Source organism: Maribacter sp., from assembly GCF_016744255.1.
GTDB lineage: Bacteria > Bacteroidota > Bacteroidia > Flavobacteriales > Flavobacteriaceae > Maribacter_B.
The window spans coordinates 1-20,700 of sequence record NZ_JADGES010000025.1 but is presented as its reverse complement, the minus strand read 5'-3'; the positions used below and the strand labels follow the sequence as shown (position 1 = coordinate 20,700).

Genomic DNA, 20,700 nt, shown 5'->3' with positions numbered 1-20,700 from the left:
AGTAAATTAGTGACGTGAAGTTTTGTAGAAAAAATATCCTTAATACTCTTTTTACAATATTATTTGTAACAAGTCTGCTTGCTCCATCCGCAGTAAAAATTTCTCATGCGTTTACGGATCATGAAGAATTAGTTTGCCATAGTTTTGGAAAACTTCATATACACAAAGTAGAATTAGATTGTGATTTTCAAAAATATAAAGTTACAGTACAGTTTCAGCCTCCATTTATAGAGGTTCCCACCTTTTCTTTTCTTACTGTTAAGAAAAAATACAAAAATCAATATTCTTTTTTAAGTAAATACCAAAAACTTCATTTTTCCCTTAGAGGGCCACCTTGCGCGTAGTTTTATTTTCGAATTAAAATCAAATTTATTATTTAATTTAAATCATTAATAGAATGAAGCGTATTACACTTTCATTGTTAATGGCTATGCTATATTTTAGTGCATTTAGCCAAAATACCCTTAAGGGAATAATTACCAATTCAGAGAATAAAGACCCGCTAATGGAGGTCTCCATTTACATTTCTAAATTAGATAAAGGAACAATCAGTAACGAAAATGGCTCTTATGAATTCACCAACCTACCTAATGGTAAATTCATTATGGTAGTTTCCTATTTAGGATTCCAGACTATCACAAAAACAGTCGTTATCAACACCCCAATTACAACTTTAAATATGGATATGGTTCCTAGTGCCATAGAAATGGAAGAGGTAATTGTATCTACTCCTTTTCATAAATTACAGAGTGAAAATGTAATGAAAATTGAACGGCAAAGCATTCAAAAAATGAAAGAGCAAGGAACTGTAACCTTATCACAAGGAATTACGAGTATTCCAGGTGTAGAAATTGTATCTACTGGTCTAGGAATTGGCAAACCCGTAATTAGAGGGCTCAGTTCTAACAGAGTTTTAGTATATACGCAGGGAATACGCCTAGAAAATCAACAATTTGGTGATGAACATGGGTTAGGTATTAGTGATTCTGGTATTGAAAGCGTAGAAGTTATAAAGGGCCCTGCCTCCCTACTCTATGGTTCGGATGCTCTAGGAGGTGTACTTTACATTAATCCAGAAAAATTTGCAGCTAAAAATAAAACTTTTGGCAATGCTAATTACAACTATTACACAAATACAAGAGGCAGTAATAGTAATATTGGAATAAAAACATCTGGTGATAAACTTAAGTTCTTAATTAGAGCAGGTATTGCTTCTCACATAGATTATAAAACTGGTGATGGAGATAGAGTTACAAATTCACGTTTTAAAGAAAAAGATATTAAAACGGGATTAGGGTACCAAAATAGAACCTTTAAAACAGAGCTTAGATATAACTATAATATATCCGAATTGGGAATAGCTGAAGAAATAGGAGAACAAAGCACCTCTAGAAAAGCCAATGCTCCGTACCAAGAAATTACAAGTCATATCTTAAGTTCTAAGAACAATTTCTTTTTTAAAAATTCTAGTCTAGAAGCAATTTTAGGCTATACAGCCAATAATAGAAAGGAATTTGAAGACCATGAAGGAAACGGTGAAATAGAAACCGCATTAGAGATGGATCTAGAAACATGGAGCTATAATTTGCAATACCATTTACCGCATATAGGAATTGTAGAGACCATTGCTGGTATCCAAGGAATGCACCAGACTAACTCCAATTCTGGAGAAGAAATATTAATTCCAGATGCAATTACTAATGACATAGGTATTTTATTAACCTCTCATATTCATTTTAATACTAACGGTATTCAGTTGGGAGTGCGTTATGACCATAGATCTTTAAGTAGTGAAACCCATGGAATACCAAGCGAAGAAGGGTACATTGCTGGTTTAAATAAGGATTTCCCAAGTTTTAATGCCTCATTAGGATATAAAACTAATCTTGGAGAAAATAATATTTTACGTATTAATCTTGCTTCTGGTTTTAGAGCCCCAAATTTAGCAGAACTTAGTTCTAATGGAGTACATGAGGGTACTAATAGATACGAAGTAGGGAACAGTACTTTAAATAATGAGAAAAATTTACAAGTCGATATTGCGTATGAATATAAAAACAAGCATATAGAATTTTATGCCAATGGTTTTTACAACAATATTGCAGATTACATTTACTTAGCTCCCAATGGGCAAGTAATAGATTCGGATAATGTTTTTACTTATTTGCAACAAGATGCTACACTTTATGGAGCAGAACTAGGTTTCCATTTACACCCACACCCATTAGATTGGTTGCATATAGAAAGTAGTTATGCCTCTGTTATAGGTGAAGACGGTAATGATGCTAATCTACCCTTGATTCCTGCTAATAATTGGACCAATACTTTAAGAGTAGAAATGAATAAAGATGCTTTAGGTATTACAAAGGGTTATGTATTCGCTACTCTTAAGTCGTATTTTAAACAAGATAAAGTGAGTAATTTTGAAACGCCTACAGATAATTATAACATTCTAAATCTTGGTATAGGAAATTCTATTACTATATTTAAATTAAAAACAGACCTAAGATTAAGTGCAGATAATTTATTAAATACAAATTATATATCTCACCTATCTAGATTAAAGGGAGATGGTGTATCTAATATGGGCAGAAACATAAATCTAGGAATCACTCTGTCCTTTTAAAATAGGCGACGGGAAACTATTTTTTTTGGTTTTTAAAGCCATAAAACAATTGTTTAATAAAGCTGGAAGGAACATCTGCATCCCCTTCAAAACCTAAGGTAATTGTTCCGCTTTCCTCTGGGATATAATTTGTTTTAAAAATATAATCCCAGAGACTTAAGCTTATACCAAAATTTACCCCATATTTATCTTTAGGGATAGTATATGCATGATGGTATAAATGCATTACAGGGTTATTTAATATATACTTCAATGGTCCCCAAGTAATTTTTATATTGGAATGGTTTAAATGCCCAATAGTGATTGCAAAAAAATGAACCATAAAAGCTTGTTCTGGTTCAAAACCACCTAGCAGCATTACGCCAATTGTTTTTAAAGGTTTGTATATAATATTTTCCATCCAATGGTAACGCAAATGCGCCGCAAAACCCATTTCTTTAACACTGTGGTGTATTTTATGAAACTGCCACAAAAAAGAAAATTTATGGAGCATAACATGTGTTAACCATTGTACAAAATCTAAGATTATAAAAAATAAAAACAATTGTAACCAAACCGGTAATACCTCTAAACTCAATAGAGATAAGCTTTTAATACTAATTCCTATTTCAGAAAACAATAGCTCCATTATTTTATAAAATCCACTAATAACAATGGAAAAAACAAAAAAGTTAAAAAACATATAAAAGCCATCTAACCAAAAATCTTTTCGAAAAATGGATTGGTTCTTTCTCCAAGGAAAGACTACTTCTAAACCCCAAACGAACAAGGAGATGATAAATAATCCCCAAAAATAATTGGTGTACCATGGAACATCAAATAAAATAGATTTCCAAGTCCAATTTAAACTTCCTTTAAAGGCATTTATAAAAGCTTCTATGTAAATATTCATACTAAATCTTAATACTTATCTCGTTATTTTATACCTTTTGGTCTCCATTTAGCTTCTTGTAAAATTACAATTTATGAACCTTTTCTTTGGTAACATTTGCTACAATACTGAAAGGAAAATATAGAACTAAGTATATTTTAAATAAGGAGAAATTGAAATATGTTTTTAACCTATGTCTATCCCTTTTTTAAATTTTGAAGTTTTAAATACATAAGTATATAGCCACATAATAGTAAACGTTGGTATAATATCTAACCCAGGAACTAACTCTTCTACAAAAGATACTAAACCTGCTACTTTACCAACTTTGCCTTTATATAATCTAGTCATTAACCAGGCAGATACGGGTGCCCATATAATATCCGAAAATTCTCCGATAAATGGAATTGCAAAGGATAGCATCCCTATTCCATCAAAAAGCAACCCTAATAACAGGTTTTTTATTTTTTTATCCGATTGTTCTTTTGTCATAATTGTAATATATCTATATGGATATAGATAGCAACAAGAATGCCAAATTATCTTTTATAGAAAATGTAACATAATAGAAGAAATAAATTTCTACCTACTTTCTTCTCTATGATAAGTCTGAGCTGATTAGTTTCAGAAATTCATTTCTGGTTTCTTGTTTTTCAAATTGCCCTCTAAATCCGGATGTAGTAGTAACGGAGTTTTGTTTTTGAACACCGCGCATCATCATACACATATGAGAAGCTTCAATAACAACAGCTACTCCCTGTGGTTTCAAGGTATCATTTAAACATTCTAAAATATCATGGGTCAACCGCTCTTGTACTTGCAAACGTCTTGCAAAAACATCGACTACTCTTGGTATTTTACTTAAGCCTACAATATGTCCGTTGGGAATGTATGCAATATGTGCTTTGCCAAAAAATGGCAACATATGGTGTTCACACAAAGAATAAAGTTCAATATCTTTTATGATTACCATATCATCATAATCTTCTTTAAACATGGCTCCTTTCAAAATTTCAACGGGGTCCAAATCATACCCCTGAGTTAAAAACATCATTGCCTTAGCGGCTCTTTCTGGTGTTTTCACTAACCCTTCTCTGGTAACATCTTCTCCAATTCCTCCTAATATAGAAGTATATTTATCTTTTACTTCTTTAGTGATTTCTTGATTGTAGTCTTCTAAATTTTTATATGATGACATATTGTTTTAATTCTTTATAAACTGTAACTACAAATATATGTTCTAAAACCTATAATTCTTAAAAATTAAGAATAAAAGCTATTTTTATAGTAGTCTCCATGTTACAAAAGAAATTACAAGGTTCTATTCCTATTTTATACTTTGACTATATTTTGCCATGTCCCTCCTATTGTTTACTTTCATCTACTTAAATTTTTATATAGATGATAAAGGCCACCAATATTCAAAAATTTTACGGTGAACTTCAAGTTTTAAAAGGTGTAGACCTTCATATTAAAAAAGGAGAAATAATCTCTATTGTTGGTGCTTCCGGTGCTGGAAAAACAACCCTTTTACAGATTTTAGGAACCTTAGATGTGCAAACTAATAAGGATGACAGTAAACTAGAAATTAACAATCTAGAAGTTACCAATTTATCGGATCAAAATCTTGCTAAATTCAGAAACGAACATATTGGTTTTATTTTTCAGTTTCACCAATTATTACCAGAATTTACAGCCTTAGAAAATGTATGCATCCCTGCTTACATTAAGAAAACACCAAAAAACGATGCCGAAAAAAGAGCTAAAGAACTTTTAGATTTTTTAGGGTTGTCTCATAGATATAATCACAAACCTTCCGAATTATCTGGTGGTGAACAACAACGTGTTGCTGTTGCTAGAGCTTTAATTAATAATCCTTCTATCATCTATGCAGATGAACCTAGTGGAAATTTAGATTCTGAGAGTGCAGATAATTTACACCAACTCTTTTTTGAACTTAGAGAAAAATTTGGACAAACTTTTGTAATAGTAACACACAATAAAGAATTAGCCAATTTAGCAGATCGCAAGCTTGTTATGGTAGATGGAAATATTACACAAAAAGAGGTGATCTTAGAAGACAGATAACTCATTTTTCAATTAATTAATGACACAAAAAGAATTAAAGGAATTTCTAGATGCCAAGGTTTTACAATATAATAGACCAAACTTTCTAGAGAGTGACCCAATACGAATACCCCATACTTTCACGAAAAAAGAAGATATTGAAATAAGTGCTTTTCTTACAGCAACAATAGCTTGGGGAAACAGAAAAAGCATCCTAAATAACGCCACTAAAATGATGGCTTTGTTAGATAACTCTCCACTAGATTTTGTTCTAAACCATAAAGATGACGATTTAGAAAAATTTTCTGGTTTTGTACATAGAACCTTTAATGCGGGTGATTTATCTTTTTTTATAAAAAGTTTAAAAAACATATATACCCATCATAATGGCTTAGAGTCTGTTTTTGCGCCTAGAAAAAAGGCCGATTCTATGCAAAATAGTATTTCTGAGTTTAAGAAGATTTTTTTTGAAATTCCACATAAAACCAGGACAACTAAACATATATCGGATCCTATGAAAGGTTCGGCTGCCAAAAGAATTAATATGTTTCTACGTTGGATGGTAAGAGATAATTCTACTGGAGTAGATTTTGGTTTATGGAGCAAAATCTCCCCTGCGCAACTATCCTGCCCTTTAGATGTACATTCTGGTAATGTAGCTCGTAAACTGGGTTTATTAAACCGGAAACAAAACGACGCCAAAGCTTTGTTAGAATTAGATACTAATTTACGCTCTTTAGATGCTAAGGATCCTGTTAAATATGATTTTGCTTTATTTGGATTAGGTGTTTTTGAGAAGTTTTAATCTTTCTTGTTTCCAATCATTTTATATACAAAAAAGATTTTTTTAATAACTATTCTAGAGGTAACAAACACTTAGTTAAATACCATCTGAATCTATTATTAGTTATGTTTTCTTACGAGACTATTATTTATCATTCTAATTACTTATTTTTAGAGAGACTAATACAATCACTAAAAATGAAAAAGTTACTACTCTCTATTATTTGCATTTCAGGAATGATAAACCTGAGCGCCCAAAAAAGAAAATTACCTCTAGATACTATTGTTTCTACGCAGCATAGTGTTACTATTAACGGCACTTCAATTAATTACACCGCCAAGACAGGTACACAACCAGTTTGGGATGATAAAGGAGACCCCATTGCGGCATTACATTATACTTACTATACCAAAAACAATGTAAAAGATAGAGCTTCTAGACCTTTACTAATTTCGTTTAATGGTGGACCCGGTTCTGGCTCTGTTTGGATGCATTTGGCTTATACAGGCCCCAGAGTATTGAAAATAGATGACGAAGGATACCCCGTGCAACCATATGGCGTTAAACAAAACCCATTTTCTGTCCTTGATGTTACCGACATTGTATATGTAAACCCTGCTAATACCGGATATTCAAGAACTATCCCTGAAACTGGAAAGGAAGTCGATAGAGAAAAATTCTTTGGGATTAATGCCGATATAAAATATTTAGCCGAATGGTTAAACACATTTGTTACAAGGAATAATAGATGGAGTTCTCCAAAATATATTATAGGAGAAAGTTATGGAGGCACTAGAGTAATGGGATTATCGCTTGCTCTCCAAAACCAACAATGGATGTACTTAAATGGGGTAATTATGGTAAGCCCTGCAGATTACAAAGTAATAAGAACTGGTGGCCCAGTATCCGATGCACTAAATTTACCCTATTATACAGCTGCCGCTTGGCACCATAATGCCCTAGATCCAGAGCTACAAAATAAAGATTTAGAAGAAATATTACCCGAAGCTGAGGAATACACCATCCATTCTTTAATTCCTTCTTTAGCCAAAGGTGGATTTATAAATGATATCGAAAAAAAAGCTGCAGCCAAAAAAATAGCCTATTATTCCGGTTTATCAGAAAAAGAAATTCTAGACCAAAACTTGGTTGTACCAACGCAGTATTTTTGGAAAAATTTATTAAAAAACAAAAGTGGCTATACCATAGGAAGATTAGATTCTAGGTATTTAGGAATCGACCGTCAATTATCCGGAAGTAAACCAGATTATAGTGCCGAATTAGCTTCATGGCTACATAGTTTTACCCCTGCTATAAATTACTATTTACAAGAGGAATTAAACTTTAAAACGGATATTAAGTATAATATGTTCGGCCCTGTTCATCCATGGAACAATGAAAAGGATAACACAAGGGACAATTTAAGACAAGCAATGGCGCAAAATCCCTATCTTAATGTTATGATACAATCTGGCTATTATGATGGCGCCACAACGTACTTCAATGCCAAATATACCATGTGGCAAATAGACCCAAGTGGTAAAATGAATGATCGTTTTAGTTTTAAAGGCTATCGTTCTGGTCATATGATGTATTTAAGAAGAGAAGATTTAAAAAATGCAAATGATGACATTAGAAACTTCATTCTTAGAACCATATCTAAAGGAAAAAGTGCCCGATATAAATAACATTTAGGCATTCCTTCTAAATTCACTTTTTGTTTCATATTTTAAAATTACACAGTTGAAAAATATTACTTTTCAAAACGAACATAGAAAAAAGCATTTTGAGTTTTTTAATGGAATGAATCACCCCCATTTTAATATTACGGCTAATGTGGAAATTGAACCATTAATTACATATTGTAAAAATCATCAGCTATCGATAACGCACTCCATTGTTTTTTTAATTGCAAAAACTGCGAATGAAATTACTGAATTTAAATGGCGCATTAGAGGAGCAGATGTTATAGAACATGAATCCGTACAACCTTCATTTACCGTAAATACAGATACTTCCGATGTTTTTAGTTTTTGTACTGTTAATTATAACGCTAACCCCTCTATATTTTTAAAAGATGCAAAAAGTATTAGTGAGTCTATGAAAACAAATCCACGCTTGGAGGATGAAGAAGGAAAAGATGATTATTTGTTTTTATCTGCATTCCCATGGGTTAGTTTTACTAGCATGCAACATGCCATGCATTACCACCCCTCTGATAGTGTTCCAAGAATAAGTTGGGGAAAATTTTTTGACAATAATGGGAAGTTGGTAATGCCAATATCCGTTCAAGTACATCATGCTTTAGTAGATGGTAAACATGTGGGTAAATTTTATAAAAACTTAGAGATAATGACAATGCAGCCCGATTTTTTTTTATCCTAAAGATTTTAAAACTAGAAGAATCAATTAAAAATATAGGCTATCTTAGAGGCGTATTCTATTAATATTCTAACTTTAATCATGCAACCAAAATCTTTTTTAAAAACACTCTCTTTTTTACATCTTTCTTTAGTTATTGGATTGATACTTTTCGCTGGCATAGCATATTCTCAAAGTAATAGTATTACGGTAGAGCCTGCACCAAAAAGTTTCTTTTTATACTTGGTTCCTATTGTGGCTATCATTGGTTACTTTGGAAGTCAATTTGTTTTTAAAAAAATGTTACTCACTATTAAATTGAATACTACTTTAGAAGAAAAACTTAAAAAGTATAAGTCGGCTTCTCATATTAAATTTTTCCTAATAGAAATACCTGCTTTAGTTTCTATTTATGCTTTTTATACTACTAATAATGCGCTGCCATTAGTCATTGCTGTTTGTCTTATAGCTTATTTATACGTCCAAAAACCATCGTTAGATAAAATTAAAACAGAACTAGCTCTGCATTCAGATGAAATACAACAATTACAAAATGCAAAAAATAAGTAAAATCATATTTATAATGCTTGCTCTTCTAGGAATATCAAAATCTAACGCCCAAGATTGGGCAGATTTACAACATTTTCAAAAAGAAAATGCAACTATTACTGCACCTTCCGAAAGCGAAAATAGAGTGGTCTTCATGGGAAACTCTATTACTATTGGATGGTCGCAAACACGTCCTGATTTTTTTAAGAACAAACCGTACATAAATAGAGGTATTAGTGGACAAACAACACCGCAAATGCTAATTCGTTTTAGACAAGATGTAGTAGCATTACACCCCAAAATTGTTGTTATTTTAGCAGGCACTAACGATATAGCTGGGAACACAGGCCCTTCCTCTTTAACTATGATTGTTGATAATATAAAAGGAATGGTAGAAATTGCAAAAGCAAATGGAATAAAAGTAATATTATCCTCTACCCTACCGGCTTATAAATATCTGTGGAAACCCGAAATAAAACCTGCTGAAAAAATAATAGCTTTAAATAAAATGATTAAAGAATATGCCTCTGAAAACAATTGCATCTATTTAGATTATTTTTCGGCAATGGTAGATGACAGAAATGGTTTGCCTAAAAAATATGCTAATGACGAAGTACACCCAACAGAAGAGGGTTACGCTGTTATGGAACCATTAGTAGAAAAAGCTATTGAAAAAGCTTTAAAAAATTAAAACTATCCTTTGAAAGAAATAGAAAAAAATTGGGACTCTATAATTATTGGGTCCGGTGCAGGTGGATTAGCAACAGCAATATGTTTATCCAGAGCAGGGCAAAAAGTTCTTGTATTAGAAAAACATGATGTCCCTGGAGGCTGGTGTCATAGTTTTTATTTAAACGGACATAGATTTACGCCTGGAGTTCATTACGTTGGATTGCTCGGGGAAGGAGAATCTACTAGTGACTTGTATAAAGGTTTAGGGATTGCAAATGACCTTGTTTTTTTTAGAATGAATAAGGATGCTTACGAGCATTGTTGGATTGGTGATGAAAAGTTCGATTACCCATCTAATTTAGAAGAACTTTCTATACGCTTATCCGAAAGATTTCCTAAAGAAAAAAAGAATATTGAAAAATATCTTACATTGATAAAAAATGTAAGTACACAAATATATTCTTTGCCATACATTAAAGGGTTCTGGCAGAAGCTAACCATACCATATAGAACCAGACATATGGGCAAATACGGTTTATTTAGCCTTAAAAGAGTTATTGACTGGCATATAAAAGACCCTTTATTAAAAAACATCCTTAATATACAGTGTGGAGATCATGGTTTACAACCTAACAAAGCCCCTTTCCCATTGCATTGTGCTTTAATGAGCCATTATTTTAATGGTAGTTATTACCCCATGGGTGGTGGTGGAGCTTTAATTAAAGCAAAAACAAATGCTATTAAAAAGTATAATGGTACCGTTTCGACAAGTACGCCTGTAAAAAAAATACTTTTAGACGGAGACACTAAAAAAACTGCAATTGGTGTAGAGTTAGAGAATGGGCAACAACTTTTTGCGAAGAATATAATATCCAATGCAGACCCTGGAATTACATATTTAAACTTAATTGGTAAAGAAAACATAAGCGATAAATTATACAAAAAACTAAGTAAAACAAAATACTCTTGCACCTCTTTAATGCTATTTTTAACTGTTGATTTAGATGTAAGAAAAGCAGGCCTGGATTCTGGTAATATTTGGCTGATGCCAGATAAAGACGCTGATGAATGTTATGATGATTTAATGACTACCAACTTATTAGAAGGAGATACGTTTGAGGGCATGTTTATTAGCTGTACTACTTTAAAAGACCCTTCTAGTTACGATGGAAAAAACCATTCATTAGAGGTTATTACTTTCATTAATTACGATGCTTTTAAGCAATTTGAAAATGAAAAAGAGCAACGATCAAAAGCCTATTTAGATTTTAAGGAAAACCTAACCCATAAAATGCTTAATGGTTTAGAGAAAGTTATACCAAATATTAGGGAGCATATTATCCATAAAGATTTAGGAACACCTTTAACAAATGAATATTATGTAAATTCTACCAGAGGTAGCGTATACGGTACAGAAAAGAGTTTTAAGCATATTGGGCCGTTTGCATATAAAGCTAAAAGTGAGATTACTAATCTATATCTCTGTGGAGCTAGTGTTTTATCCCATGGTGTTGCTGGAGCCGCCCATTCTGGTGTAGAAACAGCTAGTATTATACTAAATTGTGATGCTGATGAATTAAGAAACCCTCTACCCGACCAAAAATTAAGAATTTATGATGCTGAAGATTCTAAGGAATACCCAGAATGGCTAACAAAAAAGATAGATGTTAGAAAAGCTAAAGCCATTCTAAAAGAAGAAACATCAAAACCTTAAGATATGAAACAGCTTTTCTAAGTAGTTAAACATAAAAAACATACACTATAATGATACTGTAGATAAACTAAAAAACCAATTATAATGTATCTCCTCGAGAAGAAAATTGCTTTTGGTAGAATTGTGTGGTTTTGTTTACTTTTGAAATAATTTAGAACTTAAAATAACTATATGAAAAAAATACTTTTTGGCGTATTAGGTTTTTGTCTTGCGTGTAACTCTTCTCAAAAAACAGTTTTAGAAACAGAAGAGAAGCCAATTGTCAGTAAAGAAATTGATGTAACAAAAATTGCTTCTTCTATTACAGAAGCAGAACTTAAGGAACATCTTTATATTTATGCTTCCGATGCTTTTGAAGGAAGAGAAACTGGGCAACCAGGACAAAAAAAAGCTTCTGACTATATTAAGAAAGAATATAAAAAATTAGGAATCCCTGCAGCTAAAAAAGATGGAGATTATTTTCAAGAAGTTCCTTTATCTTTAAAGAAAGTTCCCGAAGGGATTTTAAGTTATAAGGATATTAAATACCCTGTTGGTAATCATATTTTAACATTCAATTCTAGCAATGGAAATTACGAATCTATAGCGTATGTAGGTTACGGAATTGAAGAAGGACAATATTCCGACTATAGTACCATAGATGTAAAAGGAAAAATTGTGTTGGTGAAATCTGGTGAACCACAGAATACAGATGGCAATTACATTCTCTCTGGATCCAAAGAAAAATCTATTTGGAGCAATATGTCCGAATCTTTAGGAAAACGAATTAAAATAGCTAAAGACAATGGTGCTGTTGGCATTTTATATTATGACCCTGCAAACTTTAGCCGTTTCAAGAGCAGGTTCAACTACATGAAACAAAATAATAGTGGACGTATGGAGGTTAAAGAAACTAATGAAGATAATTTTATTAGTCTGTATGTTGATGGCCATTTGGCAAAAGTACTTCTTCCAGAAATTGAAAAAGAACATACTCCAACTATAATAAACAATCCTATTTCACTACAAATAGAAAGTGCTAACAATGAATTAACTTCTGAAAATGTTGTAGCTGTTCTAAAAGGCTCTGAAAAACCAGAAGAGTATGTTATTATTTCATCACACCTCGACCATATAGGAATAACCGCTAATGGGGATATCAATAATGGAGCAGATGATGACGGATCAGGTACAGTAGCCTTATTAGAAATAGCTGAAGCCTTTAAAAAAGCTTCCGATGCAGGCAGAGGTCCAAAACGCTCTATTGTATTCTTACATGTAACAGGAGAAGAGAAAGGTCTTTTAGGTTCTCAGTACTATGCAGATATAGAACCTATATTTCCTTTAAAAAATACCGTAGCGAATTTAAATATAGATATGATTGGGAGGATTGACCCCAAAAGAAAAGGAGATCGCAATTATTTATACCTAATAGGTTCCGATAAATTGAGTAAAGACTTGCATATCTTATCTGAAAATGTGAATAAGAAATACACTAATATTGAATTTGACTACAAATATAATGATGAAAATGACCCCAACCGTTTTTATTATAGAAGTGACCATTACAACTTTGCAAAAAACAATATTCCTATAATATTTTATTTTAACGGAACTCACGATGACTATCATAAGCCAACCGATACTCCAGATAAAATTAATTACGATTTATTAGAAAACAGAACTAGACTTATTTTCTATACCGCTTGGGAAATAGCAAATAGAGATCAACGTATTATTGTAGACACAGCAAAGTAATTTTTCGTTATTTTATACAAACAAAAAAGCCTTATCATTAATGATAAGGCTTTGCTTTTTGGGTGGAAGACGGGATTCGAACCCGCGACCCTCGGTACCACAAACCGATGCTCTAACCAACTGAGCTACAACCACCATTTGTAAGCGATGGCAAATGTAATTTTTTTTATTTAATCTATCAAAATAAACTACCTAAAAAAACAAGAAAAGTATTAGTGCTAGTCAATAATATTATTTAACTTGTAGGAAATAGACTTAATATTTATAAGCAAACAAAAAAGATATTTCTAGTAAATTAAATAACCTACTTCCCAAAAATCTTAAAATGAAGCACTTAAATAATTTTTTTAAGTATGGCTCCCTCTTACAAACGGCTTTTTTTTTATTTCTTTTTTTTATATACCCAATCACATTTTATTCGCAGCAAAGGCCACAAAAAAAAGATAGCCTTATAAAATTAATTAAGAAAAAAGAAAACGCCGACTATTTCTCTACTAAAGATACTACTTATATAAATTTATTAAATGAATTGGCTTTAGAATACACCTTTTCTACATCAGATTCACTATACATTTTATCTAATAGCATTTTAGATTATAGCACCAAAGCGGGGTATGCAAAAGGTATTGGCCAAGCGTATCTTGGACTTACTTCTTATTTCTTAGAGAAAGGTAATGATTCTTTAGTATTTAGTCATTTAGAAAAAGCTAAGAGAATTGGGATACAAACAAAAGACACTATTTTATTATTAGATGTGAGTAATTTGTCAGCAATAGAATATAATCATATAGGGCACAGTGACAAATCTTTAAAGGAATATTTAAAATCGGAAAAATTAGCATCAAAAATAGCGAACAAATTATATTTACTTACCATTTATGAAAATATGGCAGTTACCTATAGTCATAAAAAAATGTACCAAAGAGCACTCAAGTATTTTGGAAAAGCAAATGAGTTAGCCGTAAAAATAAATGATAGTATTCTAATAGGTTCTACTTTGTGTAATATGACAAAGGTACATATTAGTTTAAATGATTTAGAACTTGCAACCAAGGAATCAGACCAAAGTATTAAAATTTTTGAAAAATATAAAGTAAATGGATGGCTTGGGTATGCTTATATGCTTAAGGGTGATATTTTTCTAAATCAAAAAAAATATGATGAAGCCATAGTTTGGTATAATAAAAGCGAGCCCATACAGCTTTCTACAAATTATGATATAGGCGTAATGGATTTATATAATTCCATTTCTAAGGTATATATTCAAAAGAATGATTTGGCATTAGGTAAAATGTTCGCAATAAAAGCTAGCAATCTTGCAAATGAAATACGCTACCCTAGAGGCATCGCTACATCTGCAGAAAACTTGTCTTTAATTTATGAAAAATTAAAAGAGCCTGTTAATTCCTTAAAGTATCATAAGTTATTTAAAAAAATGTCCGATTCGTTATCTAAAAACGAACAATTAATTAGCATGGCTTTTTTAGATATAGAAAGAACGCACCAAAACGAACAATATGAATTAATTAACCAGAATAACACCAAATTATACAAACAAAAACAACTCTTATATGTTAGTTTAGCTTCTTTACTTAGCTTAAGTGCTATTGCTTTTTTAATTAGAAAAAATTTAAATACTCAAAAAGATATGAGTACGGCATTAAAAATAAAAAATGAAATTTTAGCCGCTAATGAAAATAAATTAAAAACTATAAATTCTACAAAAGACAAACTATTCTCTATTATTGGGCACGATTTAAGAAGCCCAATACTATCCTTAAAAGAATTATTAAACCTAAGCCTAGAGGAGGATACCATATTTAAGCGTTTTATACCAAAATTAAAAACGCAAGTGGAACATATTCAATTTACATTAGACAACTTACTTTCGTGGGGGCAAACACAAATGAAGGGTGCTACAACAAATATAGAAGAAGTTAGGCTAAGAGAAATTTCACAGAACAACAGGAACCTTTTTAGTAAATCCATCGAAAATAAAAAAATTGAATTTCAGTTGTTAATTGAAGAAAACACATCGGTTCTTGCAGATACTAACCATATAGATTTAATTTTAAGAAACTTAATTAGTAATGCTATTAAATTTACTCCAGAAAAAGGGAAAATAATTATTACTGCTACTATAAAAGATGATATAGTTGTTTGCTCTGTGAAAGACAATGGACTAGGTATTAAAAAAGAAAATATAGATAAATTATTTAATGAAACTACTCATTATAGTACTTATGGGACTTTCAATGAAAAAGGAACAGGCTTAGGTCTTTCGTTATGTCAAGAAATGGTTAAATTAAACAATGGAAGTATTTGGGTAATAAGTGAAGAAAATTCGGGAAGTACTTTTTCTTTTAGCTTTCCTAAATTCAAAAAGAAGCAAAGCTCTTAATTTCTAATGTTTTTCTATTTTATCGATGAAATACATTTTTTTTAGGACAAAACACACAATAATTGCTCTTTCACAACATATATTAGCATACCCCTTGCTATTGATTTAATTTTATTTTTCAAATATTATTAAAAATCCATGCACCAAAACTGTACCAATACTGCATACAGTTTATTAACACAAATAATACGTAATTTAATTATTACGTCTGTGCTTCTTTGTAGCATAATTTTATCTGCCCAAAATTCTAAAAGAGATAGTTTAGAAAAAGAAATACGTAATCTAGAAGGTATATCTACCTTAAACATAAAAGATACAACCTATATTAAGAATCTAATAAATTTAGCGTTAGAGTTTAGATACTATAATACGGAGAAGCTTCTTTCTTTATCCACTAAAGCTTTAAACTACAGTAAAGAATCTAATTACAAAAACGGTGAAATTGATGCTCTAATTGGTATAGGCACATATTATTCTGACCACGGAAAACATAAAAAAGGGATTAATTTTTTTGAAAAGGCGCTTGTTATTTCAAAAAGAACAGAAAATAAAAAACAAATATTAAGATCTAAGAATAGTATCTCTGTAGAATATAGTTACTTAGGGAATTACGCAAAGGCTTTAAGAGGTTATCTTGATGCTATTGAATATGCCACTATAACTAATGATCAGTTAATGCTTTCAATTTTAAATGAAAACATAGCCAGTTTATATGTAAGTCAAAAGGACTACGAACAAGGATTACACTTTTATAAAAAAGTTAAAAAAATTAATGAGAAAATAAACAATCCTGTATACTCTGCCGAAACTATGAGCAATATGGCTTCTACTTATGCCGATATGGGAAAATTAGACTATGCCATGTTTAATATCAATGCAAGTATTTCTATTTTTGAAAAAGAAAAAATCATGGATTGGCTTGCTTTTGCATATGAAATAAAAGGTAAAATATATTTAAAGCAGAAAAAATATACATGGTCTTTATACTGGTACAGCCAAAGTGAAATGTTACATAAGACTTTGCAAGATGATCGCGGTAAAATTGACTTATTTAATGGTATGTCTGAAGCCTATTTGGGTCAAAAAAAAGACAGTATTTCTCAAAAATACGCATTAGCTGCATTTAAACTATCATCACAACTTAAATCTAAAGAGGGAATTCAAAAATGTGCAAAGACATTATATAAAGTAAATAAAAACAAAAAAGATTTTGCTACTGCTTTGTTATACCACGAACTATATCAAAAAATTTCTGATACTTTATCTACTAGTGAAAACCAGAAAGGTTTAACGATGCTTAAAACAAAAATTGAGCACGAAAGACAAAAAGAAGAACTTATAGAGACAAATAAAAAAGCTCTTTCTCAGCAAAAAAACTATGTATATAGTGCCTTGTTTATTTTGTTAATATTCATTGTTATAACCTTCTTAGTACGCAGAAATGAAAGAATCCAGAAAAATTTAAATATTGAATTGAATACAAAAAAACTAGATTTAGAGAAAAGCGAAATTGATTTAAGAGAAATAAACACGACAAAAGACAAACTATTTTCTATTATTGGCCATGATTTAAGGGGACCAATTGGAGCATTTCAGGGGCTACTAAAATTGTTTAAAAATGGTGAAATAGGCCAAGAAGAATTTTTAGGTTTTGTTCCTAAACTAATGTCAGATATTGATCATATCTCTTTTACATTAAACAATCTTTTAAGCTGGGGACAAAGCCAAATGAATGGCGCGGTAATAAAGCCTTCTGTTACGCCTTTAGACAATTTAGTAAAAGAAAATTTTAATCTTTTAACTGAAACTGCAATAAATAAATCTATTACACTAACAAACCAAATACCTAAAAATACATTGTCATGGGCAGATGCTAATCAAATAGACATTGTTATTCGTAATTTAATTAGCAATGCTCTAAAGTTTACTCCTGAAAATGGAAGTATAATTATTGGCGCAGTAGAAAAAAATAACCATTGGGAAGTTTTTGTGAAAGATACTGGGGTTGGAATGAGTATAGATGTACAGAAGCAAGTTTTCACTGAAAATTCTAATTTAACAACCTACGGAACAAATAATGAAAAAGGAACAGGTTTAGGTTTATCATTATGTAAAGAAATGGTAGAAAAAAACAATGGTAAAATATGGGTAAGCAGTAAATTAGATAAAGGTTCTTGCTTCTACTTTACTGTCCCTAAAGCCAAAAAAAAATACAAACAAACTGCCTAAATAATATCTCCTAGCTGGTTTACTCCTATTACTCTTTCTACTGTAAATCCTTCTGCATGGCTTACTCCTATTAATCTTCCTAAATCTCTGGCTCTGTAATCAACACTATCAAAGAAGTTTTTACTGGTAATCGGCGTTTCTGGTTCTTTACTATTTGGATCGTGAAATTGAGAAGCATACGCTCTAATGGCATCCATCTTTTGATCTACAAATCCTGAAATATCTATAGCAAAATCGGGTTCTAAATTTTTCCATTGAATATAATGGTATACATTTTTTGGTCGCCAAGCTTCCTGAAGCTTGCTTTCTGCTTCTGAGCTAGTTTCTATCTTTATAAGACCACTTAAAAAGCAAGCATCACTAACCAAGCTACTACCCTTTCCGTGATCTATATGCCTATCTTCTATAGCATTACACAATACTATATCTGGTTTATAGGTTCTTATTTGTTTTATTATTTCTAGTTGGTGTTTTTTATCATTAACAAAAAAACCATCTGCAAACCCTAAATTATTACGTACCGAGACTCCTAAAATATCTCCGGCATTAGTCGCTTCTTTATCTCTTATCTCCGCGGATCCTCTTGTTCCTAATTCTCCTCGTGTAAGATCTACTATTCCAACTTTTTTTCCATTCGCTATGGCTTTGGCTATCGTTCCTCCTGCACCTAGTTCTGCATCATCAGGATGCGCACCAAAAACTAATATATCTAATTTCATTAATCTAATTTTTTTTAGAATAATTAATGGTATATCTCCAATAACTTATTCCACCAAGAACAAACACACCAAATACTGTATAATAAATAAAAACAGGTGTAATCACTTGGCCTCCGCTGGCATAACTATGAAGTCCTACTAAATAAAAATTCACACCAAAGTAAGTCATCATTATACTTGCAAAAGCAACTACACTTAAAAAGCTAAAGGTCCATTTACCTCGTAGACCTGGAACTAATCTTGTGTGAATTACAAAAGCATATACCATTATAGATACTAATGCCCATGTTTCTTTAGGGTCCCAGCCCCAATAGCGACCCCAACTTTCATTTGCCCATTGTCCTCCTAAAAAGTTACCTATAGTAAGCATTACTAAACCAGTGGTTAAAGCCAGTTCATTAATAATGGTCAATTCTTTTAAATTGATTTCCATTCTTTTTTTATTCTTACTATTGGTTAAAATTATAAGAATCAAAGACACAACACCTAATATCATACCAACGGTTAAAGGACCATAACTACCAACAATTACAGCAACATGTATCATTAACCAATAACTATCTAAAACAGGTACTAAATTAGCAATAGCAGGATCTACCCAACTCTGGTGCGCTATCCAAAGTAACATCGCCGTAACAAAGGCAGAAGCAGCAATAGTCATATCACTTTTTCTTCCTAGTAAAAGTCCCATGCCCATAGTTGCCCAAGAAACATACAATATACTTTCATAAGCATCACTCCAAGGAGCATGACCAGAAATGTACCAACGTAATGCTAAACCTGCTGTATGCCACAAAAAGAAAATTATTATAATTCCTTTAAAAGTGTAAATAGCTATTCGCCATAACTCACGGTCTTTAAAAATTTGAAATATCAATGCCAAAAACATTAGTATTCCTATTAAAGCATAATACTCATAAAGTCTATTGAAAATATCGAGTTTATTATAAATAACTTCGGTATTTACTTTTTCTTCTGACGGCAAAACTTCCGCGCCATGATTATTTTGATTCTGTTTAAATGCTTTTAATAATTTATCTGCTTCCGTATAGTCTCCTGTTTTTTTAGCTTTTGAAAGCGTCATTAAATAATAGGGCACTGCATTTTTAATAAAATTAGCATACAAAGAATCTGTTACATGGTACTGCCCTCCCCTATATTCTACTGCTGAAATCCACTTATTATTTTCATCTTTTAGAAGAGGAAATATTTTAACAATTTGCCCACTTAATGCTTGGTTTAATAAACTCAACCTAATATTAGCATCTTTTATATCTTGCTGAAATTTATTGGGGTTATTTGTAGAAGTTGCATCGGCTAAAAAAGGTTCTAATTTATAATTCCCTTCAGCATCGAAAAAAGCAGTTGCTTTTACATAAGCCTTTCCTTTTTCTACGCCTATAGTTTTACGAATACTATCGTTTTGTTTTTTCTTATCAACCGCTATAAACTCGGTATTATACCAAATAGCAGGATTCATCATCATAGATAAAAATACTTGGTCTGCATTTAAATCTCCATAATTATCTTTTAGGCTTAACTTACGTAGAAGTTCCGATGAAAAAGTATTTATAGGTTTCATTCTTCCACTCTCATCCTGTATAACCAGTTTCCCAAATTTAGCTGCATGTTCTTTAGAAACCATGGTAGCCATTAATACAGAGTCTACCTGTTTGGCTGTTGGAGCTGCATTATGGTTATGACCATCACCCACAGTATGTTCTTGACTTATGGCTGATATTGTGCCCCCTAAAAGCAATAGCATGGACAGAAGCGCTTTTTTTGCTTTTAGTTTATCTAAACTCTGTGTTAAATCTCTAAATCGTGTTTTGCCAAAAAACATAATCCCTAACAAGCCAATATAAAGCAAGGTATAGCCAATATATGTTATCCAAGTACCCCAAAAATCATGATTCACAGAAAGTACGGTTCCCTTTTCATCTGGATCAAAACTTGCTTGAAAAAAGCGA

At 31.6% G+C, this 20,700-nt stretch carries 16 protein-coding genes and 1 tRNA gene; 11 read left to right on the top strand and 6 right to left on the bottom strand.

Annotation, left to right across the window (positions count from 1 at the left end; translation table 11 throughout):
* Positions 1 to 397 precede the first annotated feature (397 nt).
* Complete coding sequence (locus QZZ51_RS06345; protein WP_291867481.1) at positions 398 to 2,626, top strand: TonB-dependent receptor; 2,229 nt, start codon at positions 398 to 400, stop codon at positions 2,624 to 2,626.
* A 16-nt stretch (positions 2,627 to 2,642) separates the two neighbouring features.
* Here the strand turns inward: QZZ51_RS06345 and QZZ51_RS06340 are convergent, their stop codons facing one another.
* The 3 genes from QZZ51_RS06340 to folE form a co-directional block, all read right to left on the bottom strand.
* Entirely contained in the window at positions 2,643 to 3,518 is an 876-nt protein-coding gene (locus tag QZZ51_RS06340) for a sterol desaturase family protein (protein ID WP_291867478.1), read from the bottom strand.
* A 165-nt stretch (positions 3,519 to 3,683) separates the two neighbouring features.
* Positions 3,684 to 3,989, bottom strand: coding sequence for a hypothetical protein (locus QZZ51_RS06335; protein WP_291867475.1), 306 nt, complete (start codon positions 3,987 to 3,989; stop codon positions 3,684 to 3,686).
* A gap of 106 nt (positions 3,990 to 4,095) precedes the next feature.
* The gene (gene folE / locus QZZ51_RS06330; protein ID WP_291867472.1) at positions 4,096 to 4,695 is read right to left on the bottom strand and encodes a GTP cyclohydrolase I FolE; all 600 of its coding nucleotides are present in this window, start codon (positions 4,693 to 4,695) and stop codon (positions 4,096 to 4,098) included.
* 203 nt (positions 4,696 to 4,898) lie between these two features.
* Here folE and QZZ51_RS06325 point away from each other — a divergent pair, with 203 nt between their 5' ends.
* From QZZ51_RS06325 to QZZ51_RS06290, 8 genes are all read left to right on the top strand, one after another.
* The gene (locus QZZ51_RS06325; protein ID WP_291867469.1) at positions 4,899 to 5,585 is read left to right on the top strand and encodes an ABC transporter ATP-binding protein; all 687 of its coding nucleotides are present in this window, start codon (positions 4,899 to 4,901) and stop codon (positions 5,583 to 5,585) included.
* Between the two features lie 19 nt (positions 5,586 to 5,604).
* The gene (locus QZZ51_RS06320) at positions 5,605 to 6,369 is read left to right on the top strand and encodes a TIGR02757 family protein (RefSeq protein ID WP_291867466.1); all 765 of its coding nucleotides are present in this window, start codon (positions 5,605 to 5,607) and stop codon (positions 6,367 to 6,369) included.
* A 176-nt stretch (positions 6,370 to 6,545) separates the two neighbouring features.
* Entirely contained in the window at positions 6,546 to 8,036 is a 1,491-nt protein-coding gene (locus tag QZZ51_RS06315) for a carboxypeptidase (protein ID WP_291867464.1), read from the top strand.
* A gap of 55 nt (positions 8,037 to 8,091) precedes the next feature.
* Entirely contained in the window at positions 8,092 to 8,733 is a 642-nt protein-coding gene (locus QZZ51_RS06310) for a CatA-like O-acetyltransferase (protein WP_291867461.1), read from the top strand.
* 78 nt (positions 8,734 to 8,811) lie between these two features.
* Positions 8,812 to 9,279, top strand: a complete 468-nt coding sequence (locus tag QZZ51_RS06305) for a hypothetical protein (protein WP_291867459.1) — start codon at positions 8,812 to 8,814, stop codon at positions 9,277 to 9,279.
* Complete coding sequence (locus tag QZZ51_RS06300; protein WP_291867456.1) at positions 9,263 to 9,949, top strand: SGNH/GDSL hydrolase family protein; 687 nt, start codon at positions 9,263 to 9,265, stop codon at positions 9,947 to 9,949. Before QZZ51_RS06305 ends, QZZ51_RS06300 begins: the two co-directional genes overlap by 17 nt.
* 9 nt (positions 9,950 to 9,958) lie before the next feature.
* Complete coding sequence (locus tag QZZ51_RS06295) at positions 9,959 to 11,644, top strand: NAD(P)/FAD-dependent oxidoreductase (protein WP_291867453.1); 1,686 nt, start codon at positions 9,959 to 9,961, stop codon at positions 11,642 to 11,644.
* Between the two features lie 171 nt (positions 11,645 to 11,815).
* Positions 11,816 to 13,381: a M28 family peptidase gene (locus tag QZZ51_RS06290; RefSeq protein WP_291867451.1), complete on the top strand. Its 1,566-nt coding sequence runs from the start codon at positions 11,816 to 11,818 to the stop codon at positions 13,379 to 13,381.
* A 60-nt stretch (positions 13,382 to 13,441) separates the two neighbouring features.
* Here the strand turns inward: QZZ51_RS06290 and QZZ51_RS06285 are convergent.
* Positions 13,442 to 13,517 (bottom strand) — tRNA-His (locus tag QZZ51_RS06285).
* 189 nt (positions 13,518 to 13,706) lie between these two features.
* On the opposite strand from QZZ51_RS06285, the gene QZZ51_RS06280 reads away from it, so the two are divergent.
* Together QZZ51_RS06280 and QZZ51_RS06275 are read left to right on the top strand one after the other, a co-directional pair.
* Positions 13,707 to 15,782: a tetratricopeptide repeat-containing sensor histidine kinase gene (locus QZZ51_RS06280; RefSeq protein ID WP_291867449.1), complete on the top strand. Its 2,076-nt coding sequence runs from the start codon at positions 13,707 to 13,709 to the stop codon at positions 15,780 to 15,782.
* Between the two features lie 138 nt (positions 15,783 to 15,920).
* On the top strand, positions 15,921 to 18,011 hold the full coding sequence (locus QZZ51_RS06275; protein WP_291867447.1) for a tetratricopeptide repeat-containing sensor histidine kinase: 2,091 nt from the start codon (positions 15,921 to 15,923) through the stop codon (positions 18,009 to 18,011).
* Here the strand turns inward: QZZ51_RS06275 and bshB1 are convergent.
* Both bshB1 and ccsA read right to left on the bottom strand, forming a co-directional pair.
* Entirely contained in the window at positions 18,008 to 18,730 is a 723-nt protein-coding gene (gene bshB1 / locus QZZ51_RS06270; protein WP_291867444.1) for a bacillithiol biosynthesis deacetylase BshB1, read from the bottom strand. The two genes, QZZ51_RS06275 and bshB1, sit on opposite strands and share 4 nt — an antisense overlap.
* 4 nt (positions 18,731 to 18,734) lie before the next feature.
* Positions 18,735 to 20,700: cytochrome c biogenesis protein CcsA (gene ccsA / locus QZZ51_RS06265; RefSeq protein ID WP_291867442.1), on the bottom strand; the 1,966-nt coding region annotated here is incomplete at its 5' end.